Source organism: Arthrobacter sedimenti, assembly GCF_042652025.1.
In the GTDB taxonomy this organism is placed as follows: Bacteria; Actinomycetota; Actinomycetes; order Actinomycetales; family Micrococcaceae; genus Arthrobacter; species Arthrobacter sedimenti.
The window spans coordinates 359,084-375,465 of sequence record NZ_JBHSDQ010000004.1; the positions used below are offsets into that span (position 1 = coordinate 359,084).

12 protein-coding genes are annotated in these 16,382 nt (G+C 66.0%); 7 read left to right on the forward strand and 5 right to left on the reverse strand.

What is annotated here, in order from left to right; translation table 11 throughout:
- Positions 1-151 precede the first annotated feature (151 nt).
- Positions 152-466: a hypothetical protein gene (locus ACFO0G_RS12255; protein WP_236799977.1), complete on the forward strand. Its 315-nt coding sequence runs from the start codon at positions 152-154 to the stop codon at positions 464-466.
- A gap of 76 nt (positions 467-542) precedes the next feature.
- Here the strand turns inward: ACFO0G_RS12255 and ACFO0G_RS12260 are convergent, their stop codons facing one another.
- Positions 543-4,049, reverse strand: coding sequence for a bifunctional proline dehydrogenase/L-glutamate gamma-semialdehyde dehydrogenase (locus ACFO0G_RS12260; RefSeq protein WP_286399990.1), 3,507 nt, complete (start codon positions 4,047-4,049; stop codon positions 543-545).
- 324 nt (positions 4,050-4,373) lie between these two features.
- Positions 4,374-5,837 (reverse strand): amino acid permease, encoded by a 1,464-nt coding sequence (locus ACFO0G_RS12265; RefSeq protein WP_142132328.1) that lies wholly within the window; start codon positions 5,835-5,837, stop codon positions 4,374-4,376.
- 155 nt (positions 5,838-5,992) lie between these two features.
- On the opposite strand from ACFO0G_RS12265, the gene ACFO0G_RS12270 reads away from it, so the two are divergent.
- From ACFO0G_RS12270 to ACFO0G_RS12285, 4 genes are all read left to right on the forward strand, one after another.
- Complete coding sequence (locus tag ACFO0G_RS12270) at positions 5,993-6,907, forward strand: LysR family transcriptional regulator (protein WP_286399995.1); 915 nt, start codon at positions 5,993-5,995, stop codon at positions 6,905-6,907.
- Positions 6,908-7,075: 168 nt separating this feature from the next.
- Positions 7,076-7,501 (forward strand): aspartate 1-decarboxylase, encoded by a 426-nt coding sequence (gene panD, locus ACFO0G_RS12275; protein WP_200830651.1) that lies wholly within the window; start codon positions 7,076-7,078, stop codon positions 7,499-7,501.
- A gap of 53 nt (positions 7,502-7,554) precedes the next feature.
- Positions 7,555-8,481: an AEC family transporter gene (locus ACFO0G_RS12280; RefSeq protein WP_286400000.1), complete on the forward strand. Its 927-nt coding sequence runs from the start codon at positions 7,555-7,557 to the stop codon at positions 8,479-8,481.
- Positions 8,482-8,516: 35 nt separating this feature from the next.
- On the forward strand, positions 8,517-9,644 hold the full coding sequence (locus ACFO0G_RS12285) for an FAD-dependent oxidoreductase (protein WP_286400003.1): 1,128 nt from the start codon (positions 8,517-8,519) through the stop codon (positions 9,642-9,644).
- On the opposite strand, the gene ACFO0G_RS12290 is transcribed toward ACFO0G_RS12285, so the two are convergent.
- Both ACFO0G_RS12290 and ACFO0G_RS12295 read right to left on the reverse strand, forming a co-directional pair.
- Positions 9,641-11,128, reverse strand: coding sequence for an MFS transporter (locus ACFO0G_RS12290; protein ID WP_286400006.1), 1,488 nt, complete (start codon positions 11,126-11,128; stop codon positions 9,641-9,643). The genes ACFO0G_RS12285 and ACFO0G_RS12290 overlap by 4 nt on opposite strands.
- 1 nt (position 11,129) lies before the next feature.
- On the reverse strand, positions 11,130-12,119 hold the full coding sequence (locus ACFO0G_RS12295; RefSeq protein WP_286400009.1) for an LLM class flavin-dependent oxidoreductase: 990 nt from the start codon (positions 12,117-12,119) through the stop codon (positions 11,130-11,132).
- Between the two features lie 139 nt (positions 12,120-12,258).
- On the opposite strand from ACFO0G_RS12295, the gene ACFO0G_RS12300 reads away from it, so the two are divergent.
- Entirely contained in the window at positions 12,259-13,131 is an 873-nt protein-coding gene (locus tag ACFO0G_RS12300; protein ID WP_286400012.1) for an aldo/keto reductase, read from the forward strand.
- Between the two features lie 64 nt (positions 13,132-13,195).
- Positions 13,196-13,894, forward strand: coding sequence for a type 1 glutamine amidotransferase domain-containing protein (locus tag ACFO0G_RS12305; protein ID WP_376977872.1), 699 nt, complete (start codon positions 13,196-13,198; stop codon positions 13,892-13,894).
- Positions 13,895-13,996: 102 nt separating this feature from the next.
- Here the strand turns inward: ACFO0G_RS12305 and ACFO0G_RS12310 are convergent, their stop codons facing one another.
- Complete coding sequence (locus ACFO0G_RS12310; protein ID WP_376977873.1) at positions 13,997-16,330, reverse strand: coiled-coil domain-containing protein; 2,334 nt, start codon at positions 16,328-16,330, stop codon at positions 13,997-13,999.
- Positions 16,331-16,382 lie beyond the last annotated feature (52 nt).

The following is a 16,382-nucleotide window of genomic DNA, read 5'->3' on the forward strand; positions in this document are numbered from 1 at the left end:
CGATTTCCAGCATTTGGGGGAGTTAGGGGGTCCGTGTCCATTGATAGGGGAACTGGCATGGCCTATGCTGAATTTTCAAGGTCAAGCAGCAGGCCAGTTCACTAAATCAAGCGCGTCCCCTGCATGGGAAAACGCTTGGGACAGGCAGCCAATGACGACAGCCAGGAACATCCATCTCGGTTCTGCCCACGCACGCCCGTACTCTGCACCGCGGCCGTCCACGCGCCAGAACACCCTCGGAACCGGACACGCCTCCCTTGACTCCGGTTACGTGGGAAAACCAACCTGCGACAAATGCCGTACTGACGAATTCGTCTACCTTGAGTCGTACATTCCGCCCACGTACCGACGTGACGGAAGCGTGGCCACCCTTGGCGAGGTAGCCTACACCTGCACCCGCTGCGAGGATTTTTCCGCGCACAGCGTCCCGGCCACCTGGGCACCACCCGGCTGGTACCTGGGCTAAAGGACATAGAAAAGGTCCGGTGGTTGGGCTTGTGTAAACAAGCCCAACCACCGGACCTTTTTACCGCCTGCCTGCCCTAGATCAGCGTGTCCGACAGGTGGTTTGGGGTACCGAAGCGGTGGGCGGTGATGCTGACGGCCTGCTCGTGCAGGAACGGCAGCAGCTCCACCCGGCCGGCCTCGGTAACGGCGTGGGCGTAGATGGCCAGGTCCGGGCGTCCGCCGGTCGCTTCGGCCAGTGCGGAAGCGTCGCCTTCGATCAGGCGGATGCGCGCCCCGGACAGCCTGCCCGCCGCGGCGAGGTGCCCCGCCGAAGCCAGCCAGTCGGCGTCGGAGTCCACCTTCACGTCAATGTCCTGCGCGGTGAGCACGGAGCGCAGCTGGGCGGGAAGTTCGACGGCGGTGGACACCGTGAGTGCCGAACCCGCCAGCACCCCGGCTGCCACAGTCCGGACGAGGTGTGCCAGCGGCGCACCTTCAGAGAGGCGGATGGTGACCGGCAGGCTGCGGTAGCGGAAGACGTTGCGCTCCGCGCTCAGCCCGGAGACGTCCTTGGCGGTGCCGAACTCCTCAGCCCAGGCCTCGGCGTCGGACGCCAGGGCACGCTGGACGGACTCGAGCTCGGCGGGCTGCAGGGCGGAACCAGTTGCGTCCAGGATGCGGCGCACCCCAGCGTGGGTGACAGAGGCAGTAGCCGTGCTCTCGGCCGGCGCCCAATCCCCCAGCCCCGCCAGGTAGTTGGGGCCGCCCGCCTTGGTGCCGGCGCCGACTGCCGATTTCTTCCAGCCACCGAAGGGCTGTCGCTGGACGATGGCGCCGGTGATGCCGCGGTTGACGTAGAGGTTGCCGGCCTGGATGGTGTCCAGCCAGATGCCGAGTTCCTCGGTGTTGAGCGAGTGCAGGCCCGCGGTGAGGCCGTACTCGATCTGGTTCTGGATGGCGATGGCCTCTTCCAGCGTCTCGGCGGTCATCACGCCCAGGACGGGGCCGAAGAACTCGGTGAGGTGGAAGTAGGAGCCCCGCTTGACGCCGTGGCGCACGCCCGGGCTCCAGAGCCGGCCGGTTTCGTCCAGCTTCTTCGGTTCCACGGCCCAGTTTTCGCCGTCGCCCAGCGTGGTGAGGGCGTTTAGCAGCTTGCCGTTGGCGGGCTCGATGATCGGGCCCATCTGACTGGTGGGATCCTGCGGGTAGCCCACCTTGAGGGAGGTGACGGCGTCGATCAGCTGGTTGTGGAACCGCTTGGAAGTGGCCACCGAGCCCACCAGGATCACCAACGAGGCGGCGGAGCACTTCTGCCCGGCGTGGCCAAACGCGGAGTACGCCACATCCTTGGCAGCGAGGTCCAGGTCCGCGCTGGGGGTGACGATAATGGCGTTCTTGCCACTGGTTTCGGCCAGCAGCGGCAGGTCCTTACGGAAGGAACGGAACAGCTCAGCGGTTTCGTAGCCGCCGGTGAGGATCACGCGGTCCACGGCAGGATGGCTGATGAGCTGGGTGCCGAGCTCCCGCTCCCCCAGCTGCACCATGGTCAGCGCACCCTTGGGCACGCCAGCCTCCCACAGCGCTTCGACCATCACAGCGCCGCTGCGGGCGGCCTGCTTGGCGGGTTTAATCACGACGGCGGAGCCGGCGGCGAGTGCCGCAAGGGTGGACCCGGCCGGGATGGCGACCGGGAAGTTCCATGGCGGGGTGACAACGGTGAGCTTAGCTGGGACGAACGTGGCGCCGTCGACCGTTTCCAGCCTGCGGGCGGATTCGGCGTAGTAGTGGGCGAAGTCCACGGCCTCGCTGACCTCGGGATCGCCCTGGTCGATGGTCTTGCCGGTCTCGCTCGCCATGACCTCGAGCAGGTCAGCGCGGCGGGCTTCCAGGATCTCGCCCGCGCGGTGCAGGATCTCGGCACGCTCGTTGCCGGAGAGCCGGCCCCAGGCCTTGCCCTTCTCAAGGGCATTGTCGATGGCGCTATTGAGGGTTTCCTCGTCGTTGATGAAGGCAGCCTTGACGGAGTCCTCGCCCAGGGCGGAGGAGGCGACACGGCCCAGGATGGCGCGGCCCCAGGTGCGGTTGGCGGGGAGCGCGGGATCGGTGTCAGGGGTGTTCCGGAAACCGGTGTGCGGCATCGGCTCCGGCGGGAGGCTCCGGTCCTGGCGCCGGTTTGGCAGCGGGACGGTGTTGTCCAGGGCCTCCAGCGAGGAGAGGAAGCGCTGCTTTTCGCGCTCGAACAGGCCCTCGTTTTCGCTGAGCTCAAAGACCGCGGACATGAAGTTTTCCTGGCTTGCGCCCTCTTCCAGGCGGCGGATCAGGTAGGCGATGGCCACGTCGAATTCGGCAGGGTGCACCACGGGCGTGTAAAGGAGCAGGGAGCCAACGTCCTTCTTAACGGCCTCGGCCTGGCCCTGCGCCATGCCCAGCAGCATCTCGAACTCAATGCCCGACTCCACGCCGCGCTCCTTGGCCAGCAGCCAGGCGAAGGCGATGTCGAACAGGTTGTGGCCGGCCACGCCGATGCGGATGTTCTTAATCCGGTCCGGGTGCAGCGCGTAGTTGATGACCCGCTTGTAGCTGGTGTCGGAGTCCTGCTTGCTGCCCCAGGTGGCCAGCGGCCAGTCGTGGAGGGAGGCTTCCACCTGTTCCATGGGCAGGTTGGCGCCCTTCACCACGCGGACCTTGATGCCGGCACCGCCGTTGGCGCAGCGCTCTGCGGCCCAGTCCTGCAGGCGGATCATGGCGGACAGCGCGTCCGGGAGGTAGGCCTGGAGCACGATGCCGGCCTCGAGGTTCTTGAACTCGGGTTTATCCAGGATCCGGGTGAAGACCGCGATGGTCATGTCCAGGTCCTTGTACTCCTCCATGTCCAGGTTGATGAACTTGGCCTTGCGGCCGCCCGCGGCGAAGGAGTTGGCGCGCTGGAAGAGTGGGGTGAGCTTTTCGACGACGTGTTCCACCGCTTCGTCGAAGGCCCAGGCGGAGTGCGGTGCCACGGTGGAGGAGACCTTGATGGAGACGTAGTCGACGTCGGGACGCGCCAGCAGGGTATGCGTTCCCTCGAGGCGGCGGGAGGCCTCATGCTCGCCGAGGACCGCCTCGCCGAGCAGGTTGACGTTGAGCTTGATGCCGTCCTTCTTGATCTTTGCGATGGCCGGGCCCAGCTTGGCGTCGGTGGCGTCCACGATCAGGTGGCCCACCATTTCGCGCAGTACCTTGCGGGCGATGGGGATAACCACCTGGGGCATGACCGGAGCCATGGTGCCGCCGAGTGCCACGGCGCTGCGCATGTACCAGGGCAGGAAGGCCGGAACCTTGGGGGCGAGTGCGGCGAGGTTGCGGGCTGCGACGTTCAGGTCCTCGGGACGGACCACACCGTCCACGAAGCCCACGGTGAAGTCCAGGCCGTTGGGATCCTTGAGGACGCCGGCAAGCTGCTGGGCCGACGGGTCCACCGGCACCTTGGCGGCCTCGGTAAGCCAGTGGCGGACCAGTGCGACTGCCTCATCGGCGAGGGCCTTTGCCTGGGGGACGTCGACGTCGACCGCCTGCGGGGTGGCCGCTTTGGCGACTGCCGGTTCCATTGCAACGTGGGTCATGATGTTCCCGATCTTTCTTACTGAGGGAGGGGTCTTTCCATCAGTATGAGCTTCCAATCACATAAGATAAAGCGATCTTTTCCAACTAATACAGGTTAGAAAAACCAATGCTTTGCAAACTCCAAACGCCCGCTCACTTTTGGCGGCTAAAACCCAAACGCCCGCTCACTTTCAGCGGCTAAACAAAGAACCCTCCTGCACGTGATGTGCAGGAGGGTTCCTGTTCTGACGGAACGTGAGCGAGGGTTTTAGAAAAAACCGCAAGACGTGAGCGGGCGTTTCAGGAAAACCCGCGAGACGTGAGCGGGCGTGCGGGGGTTGGGGTTAGGAAAGCGGGCGGTGGAGGTCCGCCAGTTCCTGGTGGCGGGGGCTGTTGGGGTTCATCAGCGAGTGCTTGCGGCCGTAGCCGAAGTAGATGACCAAACCAATAATCAGCCACACCACGAACCGCAGCCAGGTTTCCCAGTGCAACTGGAGCATCAGGAAGGCCGAGGCCAGGACACCGAAGGCAGGGATCACAGGCATCAGCGGCAAGCGGAAGGTGCGGGGAGCATCGGGGCGCTTGTAGCGGAAGATGATGACGGACAGGCATACGACGACGAACGCGGCCAGGATGCCGATGTTGGTCAGATCCGCGACGGCCTTAATCGGGAAGACGCCGGCCAGGAACGCTGAGGCGATGCCGCCGATCCAGGTGACGCGCTGCGGGGTGCCGTGGCGGTCGGTCTTGGAGAACCAGCCGGGAAGCAGCCCGTCGCGGCTCATCGAGAACCACACGCGGGTGACGCCCAGCAGGAAGGTGAGCATCACGGTGAGGATGGACAGCACGGCAAACACCGAGATGATGGTGGCGATCACAGGCAGGCCCACGGAGGTGAAGGCGGAAGCGAAGCCGGCCTTGGGGTCGATGTCCTTGTAGTTCTGCATGCCGGTAAGGACCAGGGTGGCGGCAACATAGAGCAGCATGGCGATGATGAGCGAGAGCACGATGGCCTTGGGCATGTGCTTCTTGCCGTCCTTGGCTTCCTCGGCCGCGGTGCTCATGGCGTCGTATCCAAACACGGCAAAGAAGACGGTGGCGGAGCCTGCAACAACCGGGCCGAATCCGCTGGGCATGAACGGGTTGTAGTTGTTGGTGTCGATGTAGAACACGCCGAGGCCGATGATGAAGAGGATCAGGACGATCTTGATGGCGACGGCGACGAGTTCGAACCGGCCGAACGCCTTGGTGCCGCGGGACAGGATCCACGTAACCAGGAGGCAGACCAGGATGGCGGGGATGTTGATGATGCCGCCCTTGCCCTCGTCCACCGTGGACGTCATCCAGGCAGGCATGTGGATGCCGATGCCGGACAGGAAGGCGTCAAGGTAGCCGGAGATGCCAATGGCCACCACGGCCACGATGGCGATGTATTCCAGCAGCAGGTCCCAGCCGATGAACCAGCCGATCACCTCGCCGAGCGCCACGTAGCCGTAGGTGTAGGCGGAACCGGCGCGGGGAATCATGCCCGCGAATTCCGCGTAGGACAGGGCCGCGGCCGCAGAGGCCAGGCCCGCGATCAGGAAGGAAATCAGTACCGCGGGCCCCACTCCCGGGTTGCCTTCACTGCCGGCGGCCACCAGTCCCGCGAGGGAGAAGATGCCGACGCCGATAATGCCGCCAACGCCGATGGCGGTGAGCTGCCACAGTCCCAGGGACTTAAACAGTCCGCTGTGCTTGCTCTCTTCTTCGATGTCATCGATGGGCTTGCGCCGCATGATCGACTGGCTCAAATCTTTGGTGCTCATCAGGAACTCCTGCTTGGGGGGCGACCCCGCCGCGGCACGCCAAGGGACCTGGCTGTGACGGGGGTAACTCGATTTCAACAGTATGCGTGCGGGTTTGCGTTAGATAAAGTGACTACTTCTAACCTATATTCGTTAGTTTCAGTTAGGAATATGCCATGCTCGACGTCCGCAGGCTCCGGCTGCTCCGCGAATTAAGCATCCGGGGGACGCTGGCTGAGGTGGCGGAGGCCCTGCAGTACAGCCCGTCGTCGGTCTCGCAGCAGCTGGCCCTGCTGGAGAAGGAAGTGGGCGTGGAGCTGCTCCGCAAAACGGGGCGCCGGGTCCAGCTGACCCCGCAGGCGGAAGTGTTGGTGGCCCACACCGCCCAGCTGCTGGAAACCATGGAACAGGCGGAGGCGGATCTGGCAGCCTCGCTGACCACCGTCACGGGCACGGTGCGCATCGCGGTGTTCCAGTCCGCGGCGCTCGCCCTGATGCCGGACACCCTGACGCGCATGGCCAGCACGTACCCCGAAGTCCGGATCGAAATGATCCAGCGGGAGCCGGAAACGGCGCTGCATGAAACATGGGCGCGCGACTTCGACCTGGTGATCGCTGAGCAGTACCCCGGCCATGCGGCACCGCGGTACCCGGAGCTGGACCGGGTGAAGCTGACCACCGATGCCATCCGGCTGGCCGTTCCCCCGGCGTCCCACGGCGCACCCGCCATCCGTTCACTGGTGGACACCGCGGAGCTCGCCTGGGTCATGGAACCGCGGGGTGCCGCATCGCGCCATTGGGCGGAGCAGGCGTGCCGCAGCGCGGGCTTCGAGCCGGACGTGCGCTTCGAGACAGCGGACCTCCAGGCCCAGGCGCGGCTGATCGAGTCCGGCAATGCCGTGGCCCTGATGCCGGACCTGGTGTGGACCGGCCGCGGCACCACCGCCCAGCTGCTGGAGCTGCCCGGCAAGCCGCACCGCACCATCTTCACCTCGGTCCGCCGCTCCAGCGCCCAGCGCCCTGCCATCCTCGCCGCCCGGGAAACCTTGGCTGCTGCCGCCGCCGCAGTGGCAACGGACGACGCCGGGTGACCGGCCGCCGTCGTACGCCTCCTTACTGCGCACCCAGGGAGCTCGTGGTTGCGCAGGTGCGTCCCCTGCGCACTGACGGCCGGACTCAGTGCGCAGCGGCGTCATCTGTGGGCCTGTGTTTCGTGCGTCACTGCAGGTGAGGAACCGCAGGTCTAGACTGGACCCGTTATGAATCGAACAATGTTCAAGTCCAAAATCCACCGGGCCACCGTCACGCACGCCGACCTGCACTACGTAGGCTCGGTCACCGTTGACCTCGACCTGCTTGAGGCCGCCGACATCCTTCCCGGCGAGTTGGTGTCCATCGTGGACGTCACCAACGGCGCGCGGCTTGAAACTTACACCATCGCCGGCGAACGCGGCTCCGGCGTGATTGGCATCAACGGTGCAGCGGCGCACCTGATGCACGAGAACGACATCATCATCCTGATCACCTACGCCCAGATGACCACAGAAGAGGCCAAGTCCTTCGAACCCCGAGTGGTCCATGTGGACGAGAACAACCGCGTGATCCAGCTGGGCAATGATCCCGCCGAGGGCCTTACCCCTGGCGTAGTGCGCCCGCCGTTCGCGCTGAACAACGCCACCGTCTGATCCCGGAGCGTGAACTCCGGTAGACCCTTCTTCCATGCCCCGCGAGGCATCCTTTGCTAGGGGTGCTGGCCGGATTCTTCGTGGTGTGGTGCATCATCCTGGTGGGCTGGTTCGTGGGCCGGCAAAGGATCCTCGGCGACAACGCCCGGCCCGTCCTCAGCGGCCTGACCTTCTTCGTCGCCAGCCCGGCACTGCTCTTCGAAACCCTCAGTAAGGCGCGGCTGCAGGAAGTTTTCGCTGAACCGCTGCTGGTCACGGCGGTCGCAGCAATTGTTACGGCGGCCATTTTCTTCACCATCACCAGGTTCTGGCTGAAACGGGCACTCCCGGAATCGCTGATGTCGGCAATGTCCGCCTCCCTGGCCAACTCGGCAAACCTGGGTATTCCCATTGCGGTATATGTTCTGGGCGATGCCAGCTATGTGGCACCGCTGCTGATTTTCCAGCTGGCGTTCTTCACCCCGATGTTCCTGATGATCCTTGACTCGAGCACCAGCACGCACCGCACCACCGTGCTGGGCTTCTTCCTGATGATCCTGCGCAACCCCATGATCGTGGGGTCCGGCTTGGGGCTGCTGGTGGCCGGCACCGGCTTCCAGGTCCCGGAGCTGGTCATGGAGCCCATCCACCTGATCGGCGGCGCGGCGATTCCCGCCATGCTCATCGCATTCGGCATGAGCCTGAACGGCACCCGGCCGCTGCAGGCATCCGCCAACCGGCGCCTCGACACCCTGCTGGCCAGCGGCTTCAAGCTGGGAGTCCAGCCGGCCCTTGCCTACCTTTTTGCCCGCTTCGCGCTGGGGATGGACGGGCATGCCCTGTTCGCCGTGGTGGTCACCTCGGCCCTGCCCACTGCGCAGAACGTGTTCGTTGCGGCCAGCCGCTACCAGACAGGGCTTACCGTGGCCAAGGACACCGTGCTGATCACCACCGTGGTGGCGGTACCGGCGATGATCGGTGTGGCGCTGCTCCTGGCATAGGCATTGAGCAGGCATAACCGCAGCTTGGAGGGCTGATGAATACTGTGCTGGATACCGTGGTGATCGGCGGCGGGGCCATGGGTTCCGCGGCCGCGTGGGCCTTGTCGCGGCGTGGCCGGCAGGTGACGCTGGTGGAGCAGTTCGGCCCCGGACACAAAATCGGCGCGTCGCACGGCGCCACCCGGAACCTGAACCCGGGCTACCACCAGCCGGACTACGTGGCCATGCTGGCCGAGGGGCTGGCGCTGTGGGAGGAGCTGGAGCAGGAAAGCGGCGAGCGGCTGCTGACGCGGACCGGCGTCGTCACCCACGGCCCGGGCTTCGACGCTCAAAGAATTGCGGCAGCCCTCACCACCGCCGGCATCCGCGCCGAGTTCCTGCACCCGGCCGAGGCCGGCGAACAGTGGCGCGGCATCCACTTCGATCAGCAGGTCCTGCACATGCCCGACGGCGGCCAACTCAACCCGGAAGCGGCGCTCCCCGCCTTCCAGCGGCTGGCGTCCGCCCGGGGCGCCGAAGTCAGGCATAACACCAGAGTGGTGGGCTTCGAGGTGTTCGACGACGGCGTGCGGCTGACGCTTGATTCGGCCGCAGGCACTGAGCTGGTCACCGCAGCCCAGGCCGTGGTGACGGCAGGCGGCTGGACCGAGAAGCTGCTGGGCAAAGTTAGCGGCCCGCAGGGCATCAGGATTCCCCGCCTCAGGGTGACCCAGGAGCAGCCGGCGCACTTCCGGGTGACGGACGCCGGCGCCGTGTGGCCCGGCTTCAACCACTACCCCGCCCCGGACTACCAGGGCTGGTACTCCCCTGTTTACGGCATGCAGACCCCAGGCGAGGGCATCAAGGCAGGCTGGCACGGGGTTGGCCCGGAAGTGGACCCGGACCACCGCGACTTCCTGCCGGAGCCAACGCAGCTCGCCGCCCTTCAGGAGTATGCCCGGCAGTGGCTGCCCGGCGTGGATGCCGACTCGTTCGAGGCCATCAGCTGCACCTACACCACCACCCCGGACGAGGACTTCATCCTGGACCGGATCGGGCCGGTGGTGATCGGCGCGGGCTTCTCCGGGCACGGCTTCAAGTTCACGCCGGTGGTGGGGCGGATCCTGGCGGACCTGGCCACGGGGACCCGGCCGGCACCGTCGATCTTCCGGGCGTCGCGCTAGCTGCTGCGGCCTTCCGCCCGGCTGGGAACCTGGCCTGCTTCACCTGCACCGTCGCCCGCCTGCTCCACGCTGTCAGCCTTGACTGCAGGCATGGTCAATACGGCGACAACGGTCAGCAGCCCGGCCACCAGCGCGGCCAGGAAGACGGCCCCGGACGCGGAAATAACAGTGGCGGGATCGGCGTCGCCACCAGTGCTGCCGCCGTAGATGGCGTTGGCCACGGCACCGAAAACGGCCACGCCCAGGGCGCTCCCGATGGAGCGGGCAAACATGTTGGTGCTGGTCACCACGCCGCGTTCGTGCCAGGGGACGCTGGACTGGGCGGAAATCAGCGTCGGGGTGGCCAGCAGGCCCAGGCCGAGCCCGACGACGAAGCAGCTCACCGCGATCAGCGCCACGTTGGGCGAAGAGGCCGTGAGCGACAGGATCAGCAGGCCAACCACGGAGATGGCAATGCCGATCAGCGCCGTGGTCTTGAACCCGATTCGCAGGTAGAACTTCCCGGCCTGCGAGGCGCTGAGCGGCCAGCCGAGGGTCAGGGCGGCGAGCGCCAGGCCGGCCACCAGCGGCGAGGAGGACAGGGCGCCTTCAAGGAAGGTGGGCACGTAGGACGTCAGGCCGATCATTACCGTGCCGACGCCGAAGGACACCAGCGCGGTGGTGGCGAGCAGGCGGCGGGACACCACCCAAGCCGGCAGGATGGGCTCCGCTGCCCGGCGTTCCACCAGGAGGAATGCCGCCAGCAGGACTGCGCCCACCACGAACACGCCGATGCCGATGGGCGAATTCCAAGCCCACGCCTGGCCGCCCTGGAGGGCGCCGAGGATGAGCAGGCCAAGTGAGCCGGCCAGCAGCACGGCGCCTGCGTAGTCCACCTTGTGCTTCTTCCGTTCCACGTTCTCGTGCAGGGTGCGGACCAGCATCCACCCGGCCAGGAGGCAGAGCGGGACGTTGACCAGGAAAATGCCGCGCCAGATGCCCAGTGCGGAGAAAACACCGCCCAGGCTGGGGCCCACTACGGAGGAAATGGCCCAGACGCTGGCCAGGTAGCCCTGGACCTTGGCGCGCTCCTGAAGGGTGTAAATGTCGCCGGCGATGGTGACGGCCACCGGCAGGACAGCGCCGGCACCGAGCCCCTGCAGTGCCCGGAAGGCGATCAGCGAGGGCATGCTCCAGGCCACGCCGCACAGCACCGAACCCAGCAGGAACAGGCCGATGCCGGTGAGGATGATGGGTTTGCGGCCCGCCATGTCGGACAGCTTGCCGTAGATCGGCACGGACACGGCCTGCGCCAGCAGATACGCGGAGAAGAGCCAGGGGAAGGAGGAGAAGCCGCCGATGTCCCGCACAATCGACGGGACGGCCGTGGCCACGATGGTGGAATCGATGGCCACGAGTCCCGTGGACAGCATTAGGGCAATGAGGATGGGCCCGCGCTCGGACCGGAACCCTACGCCGTCTTTGGCGTTCGCCGCGTTTGCCATGTCAGACCGCCACCAGGCCGGCGGCCTGCGCCAGCAGCTCGACGGACCGCAGGCGGTCCTGGGTTCCTGGGCTCTGGTGCGCCACGATGAGTTCGTCGGCGTCGGCGTGCTTGCCGAAGCTCTCCAGGTAATCGATGACGACGTCGGGCGTCCCCACCGCGGAGTACGTCATCATCTGCGCCATGTGCCGTCCCTGCGGCGAGTCAAGGATCATGTCAGCTTCGTCGTCTGTGAACTCGCGGCCGCCGCCGAAGAACAGGGAGACGCGGGCGCGCTTGGTGGCCTGGAACATCGCCTGCGCTTCCGAGGCGGAGTCGGCGGCGATCACGTTGACGCCGGCGATCACGTGCGGGGCGTCAAGCTGGGCTGACGGCTTGAACTCGCGGCGGTAGATTTCCACCGCATCCTGCAGCGCGGCCGGGGCAAAGTGCGAGGCGAAAGCGTAGGGCAGGCCCAGCTGCGCGGCCAGGCGGGCGCCGAACAGGGACGAGCCCAGGATGTACAGCGGGACATTGGTCCCCTTACCCGGGGTGGCCTCGACGCCCTGGATGCGGGTGGGGCCGGTCAGGTAGCCCTGCAGCTCAAGGACGTCCTGCGGGAAGCTGTCCGCGGACATCGGGTCGCGGCGCAGCGCCCGCATGGTGTTCTGGTCGCTGCCGGGCGCCCGGCCCAGGCCCAGGTCGATCCGGCCCGGGTGCAGGGTTTCCAGGGTGCCGAACTGTTCTGCGATGGTCAGCGGCGAGTGGTTGGGCAGCATGACGCCGCCGGCACCCAGCCGGATGCTTTCGGTGTGCGCGGCCACGTGCGCGATCAGCACGCTGGTGGCGGAGGAGGCGATGGAGGACATGTTGTGGTGCTCGGCGTACCAGATGCGCCGGTAGCCCAGCTTTTCGGCGCTCTGCGCCATGGCCACGCTGCCCGCGAAGCTCTCCGCCGCCGTCTGGCCTTTGCCGATGGTTGCCAGGTCAAGGATGGAAAGGGGAAGAGTCACGTCAGTTGCGGCCTTTCAGGAACGTTTCGTAAGAATCGCCGGCCGGATTGCGGCGGGCACTTGAGGCATAACGACGGCGGAGCCCGGCTTATTTCGTCTCCGCCGGAATACTCAGCACGCTTACGATGTTGCCGCCCCTATGAGCCATGATTCAAGGAACCAGCTGGAACTGTCCGCAACGATCGACCTCAAGGACCTGGGAACCGTGCACCGGCTCGGTTTTGGTGCCATGCGCATCGTGGGTGACGGTGTCTGGGGTGAGCCCAAGGACCGCCAGGCCGCCATCGACGTGGTGCGCCGCGCCGTCGAACTCGGCGTGGACTTCATCGACACCGCCGACTCCTATGGCCCCAACATCAGCGAGGAAATCATCGCCGAGGCCCTGCACCCGTACAAGGAGGGGCTGAAGATCGCCACCAAGGTGGGCTTCACCCGCACCGGGCCCAACAAGTGGATTCCCGTTGGCCGGCCCGAATACCTGCGCCAGCAGACCGAGCTGAGCCTGCGGAAGCTGAAGGTGGACACCCTTGACCTGCTTCAGCTGCACCGGATTGATCCCAAGGTGGACGCCGAGGAACAGTTCGGCGTCCTGCGCGAACTCCAGGACGAAGGCAAGGTCCGCGCCCTGGGCCTGTCGCAGGTGAGCGTTGAGGACCTGGAGGCTGCGAGCAGGCATTTCACGGTCTCCACCGTCCAGAACCGCTACAACCTGACCGACCGGAGCTCCGAGGACGTGCTGCGCTACTCCGAGGAAAACGGCATCGGCTTCATCCCGTGGGCTCCGATCTCGGCGGGCGAGCTCGCCCAGCCGGGCGGCCCGCTCGACGAGGCCGCGAAGCGCCTGGGCGCCACCACCTCCCAGGTAGCCCTGGCCTGGCTGCTGCGCCGCTCACCCGTGATGATGCCCATCCCCGGCACCGGCTCCGTGCAGCACCTCGAGGAGAACATGGCCGCCGCCGGCATCACGCTCGACGACGACACGTACGCTGAGCTTGAAGCAGCCGGCAAGTAGCAAGCGGCTTCCAGCCACTCACGTCAGCAAAGACACTCACGTCAGCAAGGACAGGAGAAACACCATGGCAAACATTTTGATGGTCGTCTCGGCCGCAGATTCCCTCACCATGAAGGACGGCAGCGAACACCCCACCGGCTACTGGGCAGAGGAACTGGTGGTGTCCCACCAGACCCTGACCGAGGCCGGCAACACGGTACACATCGCCACCCCGGGAGGCCGGAAGCCCACGGTGGACCAGGTGAGCCTGGCTGCCGAGTCGGCAGGTGGGGACGAGCGGGCGCAGGGGTTTAAGGACTACATCGCGAAGATCGACGGCGAGCTGGCGCACCCGCTGGTCCTGGCCGACGTCGACGTTGCCTCCTACGACGCCGTGGTGATGCCCGGCGGCCACGGTCCCATGGCCGACCTGTACAAGGACGCCGACCTGGGCCGCATCCTGGTGGCAGCCAACAAGGACGGCAAGATCATTGCGCCGTTCTGCCACGGCCCCGCCGGGCTGCTGAGCGCAACGGACGACGACGGCGCATTCGCCTTCAAGGGACGGCGCCTCACGGTCTTCACCAACGAGGAAGAGCTTGGCGGCGGCACCGGTGAGAACACGCCGTGGCTGGTGGAGGACGCGCTGAAGGAGAAGGGCGCCGTCGTCGAAAACGGCGCGGCCTGGTCCTCCAATGTGGTCCGGGACGGCAACCTCATCTCCGGCCAGAACCCGCAGTCCAGCGAGGACGTGGCCAAGGAAGTTCTTACCGCGCTGAGCTAGCCGGCACGTCTTTCAGGCAGTAACAGAGGGGACCAGTTCGTAAAGAACTGGTCCCCTCCTTGCGGCGCACGCCATTGGACGCCGGTCCTCACGCCTCGTTGATCAGGCGGCGCAGCCCCCGTTCGCGATGGTGGGATCGATCGCGGCGATCTGCTTCTGGATGTCCGCCAGCTGCGTTTGCAGACTGGCTACGACCAGCTTCTGCGCCTCCACCGCGTCCTTGCTTGGCTTTTTCTGTGTCTGCAGGGTTCGGAGCTGGCCCTGCGCCGCGGTCAGCTGGGTGTCCACCGCGCTCAGCTGGCTCTGCAGCGCCTTGAGGTTGGCTTCAGCGGCGCTGATCTCGCCATTGAGGCCATTGAGCTGATCCAGCAGCGGCGTCACCCGGCCCTGAAGGTCAAGGACGTTGGCTTCGGCGGTGGCGATCTGGCCATTGAGATCGTTGATGCGGGCGACCAAGTCGTCGCCCAGCTGATTGAGCGAGTTGATTTCACCGGTCTTCGTGGCGACGGCCGTGTTCGCGGCATCAAGGGTGGCCTGGAGTCCGCTGATCTGGCCCTGCAGGGTGGAAAGCTCTGTCTGCTTGTCCTGAACGGCGGTATTGGCTGCAGTGAGCGCCCCCTGCGCGACCGTCAATGCTGCATTTTTCGCGTCGAGGACCGTTTTTTGGTCCGTGATGGCCTGCTGTGCCTGCTCAACGTTTTCGGTGAGGGTTGGCAATGCGTCTTCGAGGTCCGCCACCACCTGCTGCTGGGCGGTCACCGCGCCGGCAGCGTCCTTCGCCGCCTGTTCCAGCGCCGGGAGCTGCCCCTGCAGGGTGCTGAGCTCGGACTGCTTGCCGGCAACAGCGGCGTTTGCCTGGTTCACGGCATCCTGCAGCCCGGGCACCTGCGCCTTGAGGGTGGCGATGTCGTTCTGTTTTGCCGTGACCGCTGAATTGGCTGCATCGAGCGCTGCCTGAAGCGGGGCTGCCTGCTGCTGCAGGGCGCTGCTTTCCTGCTGCTTGGCCACAAGCTGGGAGTTCAGGCTGTCCACCTGGCTCTGGAGGGTAGCCAGGTCGCCCTGAAGGCCGGAGATGGTAGCGCTCTTGTCAGCGATCTGACTGTTTACAGTTACCAGCTGGGCCGCGGCGGCGTCGCGCTGGGCCTGAAGCGTCCGTTTCTTACTGGAGTTACCGTTGATGGCGGCGATTTGACTGTCCAAATCGGCAATCTGCGCAGTTAATGTGTTCTTCTGCGTAACCAGGGTTGCGAGGTCGGACTGGGCTTGGGTAAGGGTGGCCTGCTTCGTGGCGATCTGGCTCTTCACGCTGTCAATCTGGCTCTGGAGGTTGGCGATGTCAGTGTTCACGGCAGAGATCTTCGCGTTGTTGTTGCTGACCGCCTTTGCAGCGGCCGCCGCGTTGGTTTGAAGGGTCCGCAGGTCCGACTGGGCTGCGGTGATCTCTGCGTTCTTGGCATCGAGTGCCGCCTTGGCAGTGGAGGCTGCGGACTGCAGGGCCGTAAGCTCCGTCTGGGCCGTCGCGATCTGATCCTTCTTGCTGCTGACAGCGGCGTCCGCGGCGGCAGCGGTTTCCTGCAGTGTGGCCAGTGCGGCTTTGGCCGCATCCACCTTGTCCTGCTGCGCCTGAAGGTCCGCGACCGCGGTGGTTCCGGCAGCTTCAAGTACCTTCAGCTGATTTTCGGCGTCAGTGACTTCCGTCTGTGCAGCGTTCACGGCATCTGCGGCCTGCTGCGCCTGAGTGGTCAGGGTGGCCAGTTGTTCCTTGGCCAGCTGGATCTGTGCATTCTTGGCAGTGACGTCTGAAGCCGCCTGGTCCGCGGCCTGCTGCAGCCGGGAAAGCTCGGTTTGGGCAGCCGCAATCGCCGTGCTGTTGGCCACCAGTTCTGCGCCGAGCTTGTCCGCCTGGTCCTTCAAGCCGGCGGAGGCGGCCTGGGCCGCGGCGAGTTCATCCTGCAGCGGCGCCAGCTGGCCCGCCACGCTTGCCTGCTGGTCCTGTAGGTCGGCGAGGGCGGCTTCCGCTGCCGTCACCTGGGAGGCCAGGCTCGTCTGCTGGGCAGTTAGCTTGTCCACCTCTGCCAGCGCTGCTGCTTCCTGGCTGTCCAGCTGCGTCTCCTGCGCTGCAAGGTCAGCCAGCGCCTTCTCCGCGTCCGCCTTCTGTGCCGCCAGTGCATCTGCCTGGGCCTGAAGGGCAGCCTTCTCCGCCTGCCGGGCAGCAATGGCGTCGGCGTTCTTCTTGGCGGCGGCCTTCAGGAGGTTCTCCTGGACGGCGCCGCGGTGCGCCAGCTGGTTGACCACGCCGTTACAGATTCCGGGGGCCGTGCCGGGGGCTGCCACCGCGGGCTGGACCAGCACCAGGCTTGTTGTGAGCAGTCCGGGCAGGACCACAGCTGCAGCCAGGCGCCGGGGCAGGGGGGATTTGGACGGGGAAGTGCGCATGCGAGCTCCTGATAAGACCATTGCGGCGGACCTCTCTGGCCGCCTCACAGCC

What these genes read in the sequence shown, in the direction of transcription:
- ACFO0G_RS12255 (WP_236799977.1), top strand. Translation starts at nt 152, where the DNA reads ATGACGACAGCCAGGAACATCCATCTCGGTTCTGCCCACGCACGCCCG.
- ACFO0G_RS12260 (WP_286399990.1), bottom strand. Translation starts at nt 4,049, where the DNA reads ATGACCCACGTTGCAATGGAACCGGCAGTCGCCAAAGCGGCCACCCCG.
- ACFO0G_RS12265 (WP_142132328.1), bottom strand. Translation starts at nt 5,837, where the DNA reads ATGAGCACCAAAGATTTGAGCCAGTCGATCATGCGGCGCAAGCCCATC.
- ACFO0G_RS12270 (WP_286399995.1), top strand. Translation starts at nt 5,993, where the DNA reads ATGCTCGACGTCCGCAGGCTCCGGCTGCTCCGCGAATTAAGCATCCGG.
- panD (WP_200830651.1), top strand. Translation starts at nt 7,076, where the DNA reads ATGAATCGAACAATGTTCAAGTCCAAAATCCACCGGGCCACCGTCACG.
- ACFO0G_RS12285 (WP_286400003.1), top strand. Translation starts at nt 8,517, where the DNA reads ATGAATACTGTGCTGGATACCGTGGTGATCGGCGGCGGGGCCATGGGT.
- ACFO0G_RS12290 (WP_286400006.1), bottom strand. Translation starts at nt 11,128, where the DNA reads ATGGCAAACGCGGCGAACGCCAAAGACGGCGTAGGGTTCCGGTCCGAG.
- ACFO0G_RS12300 (WP_286400012.1), top strand. Translation starts at nt 12,259, where the DNA reads ATGAGCCATGATTCAAGGAACCAGCTGGAACTGTCCGCAACGATCGAC.
- ACFO0G_RS12305 (WP_376977872.1), top strand. Translation starts at nt 13,196, where the DNA reads ATGGCAAACATTTTGATGGTCGTCTCGGCCGCAGATTCCCTCACCATG.
- ACFO0G_RS12310 (WP_376977873.1), bottom strand. Translation starts at nt 16,330, where the DNA reads ATGCGCACTTCCCCGTCCAAATCCCCCCTGCCCCGGCGCCTGGCTGCA.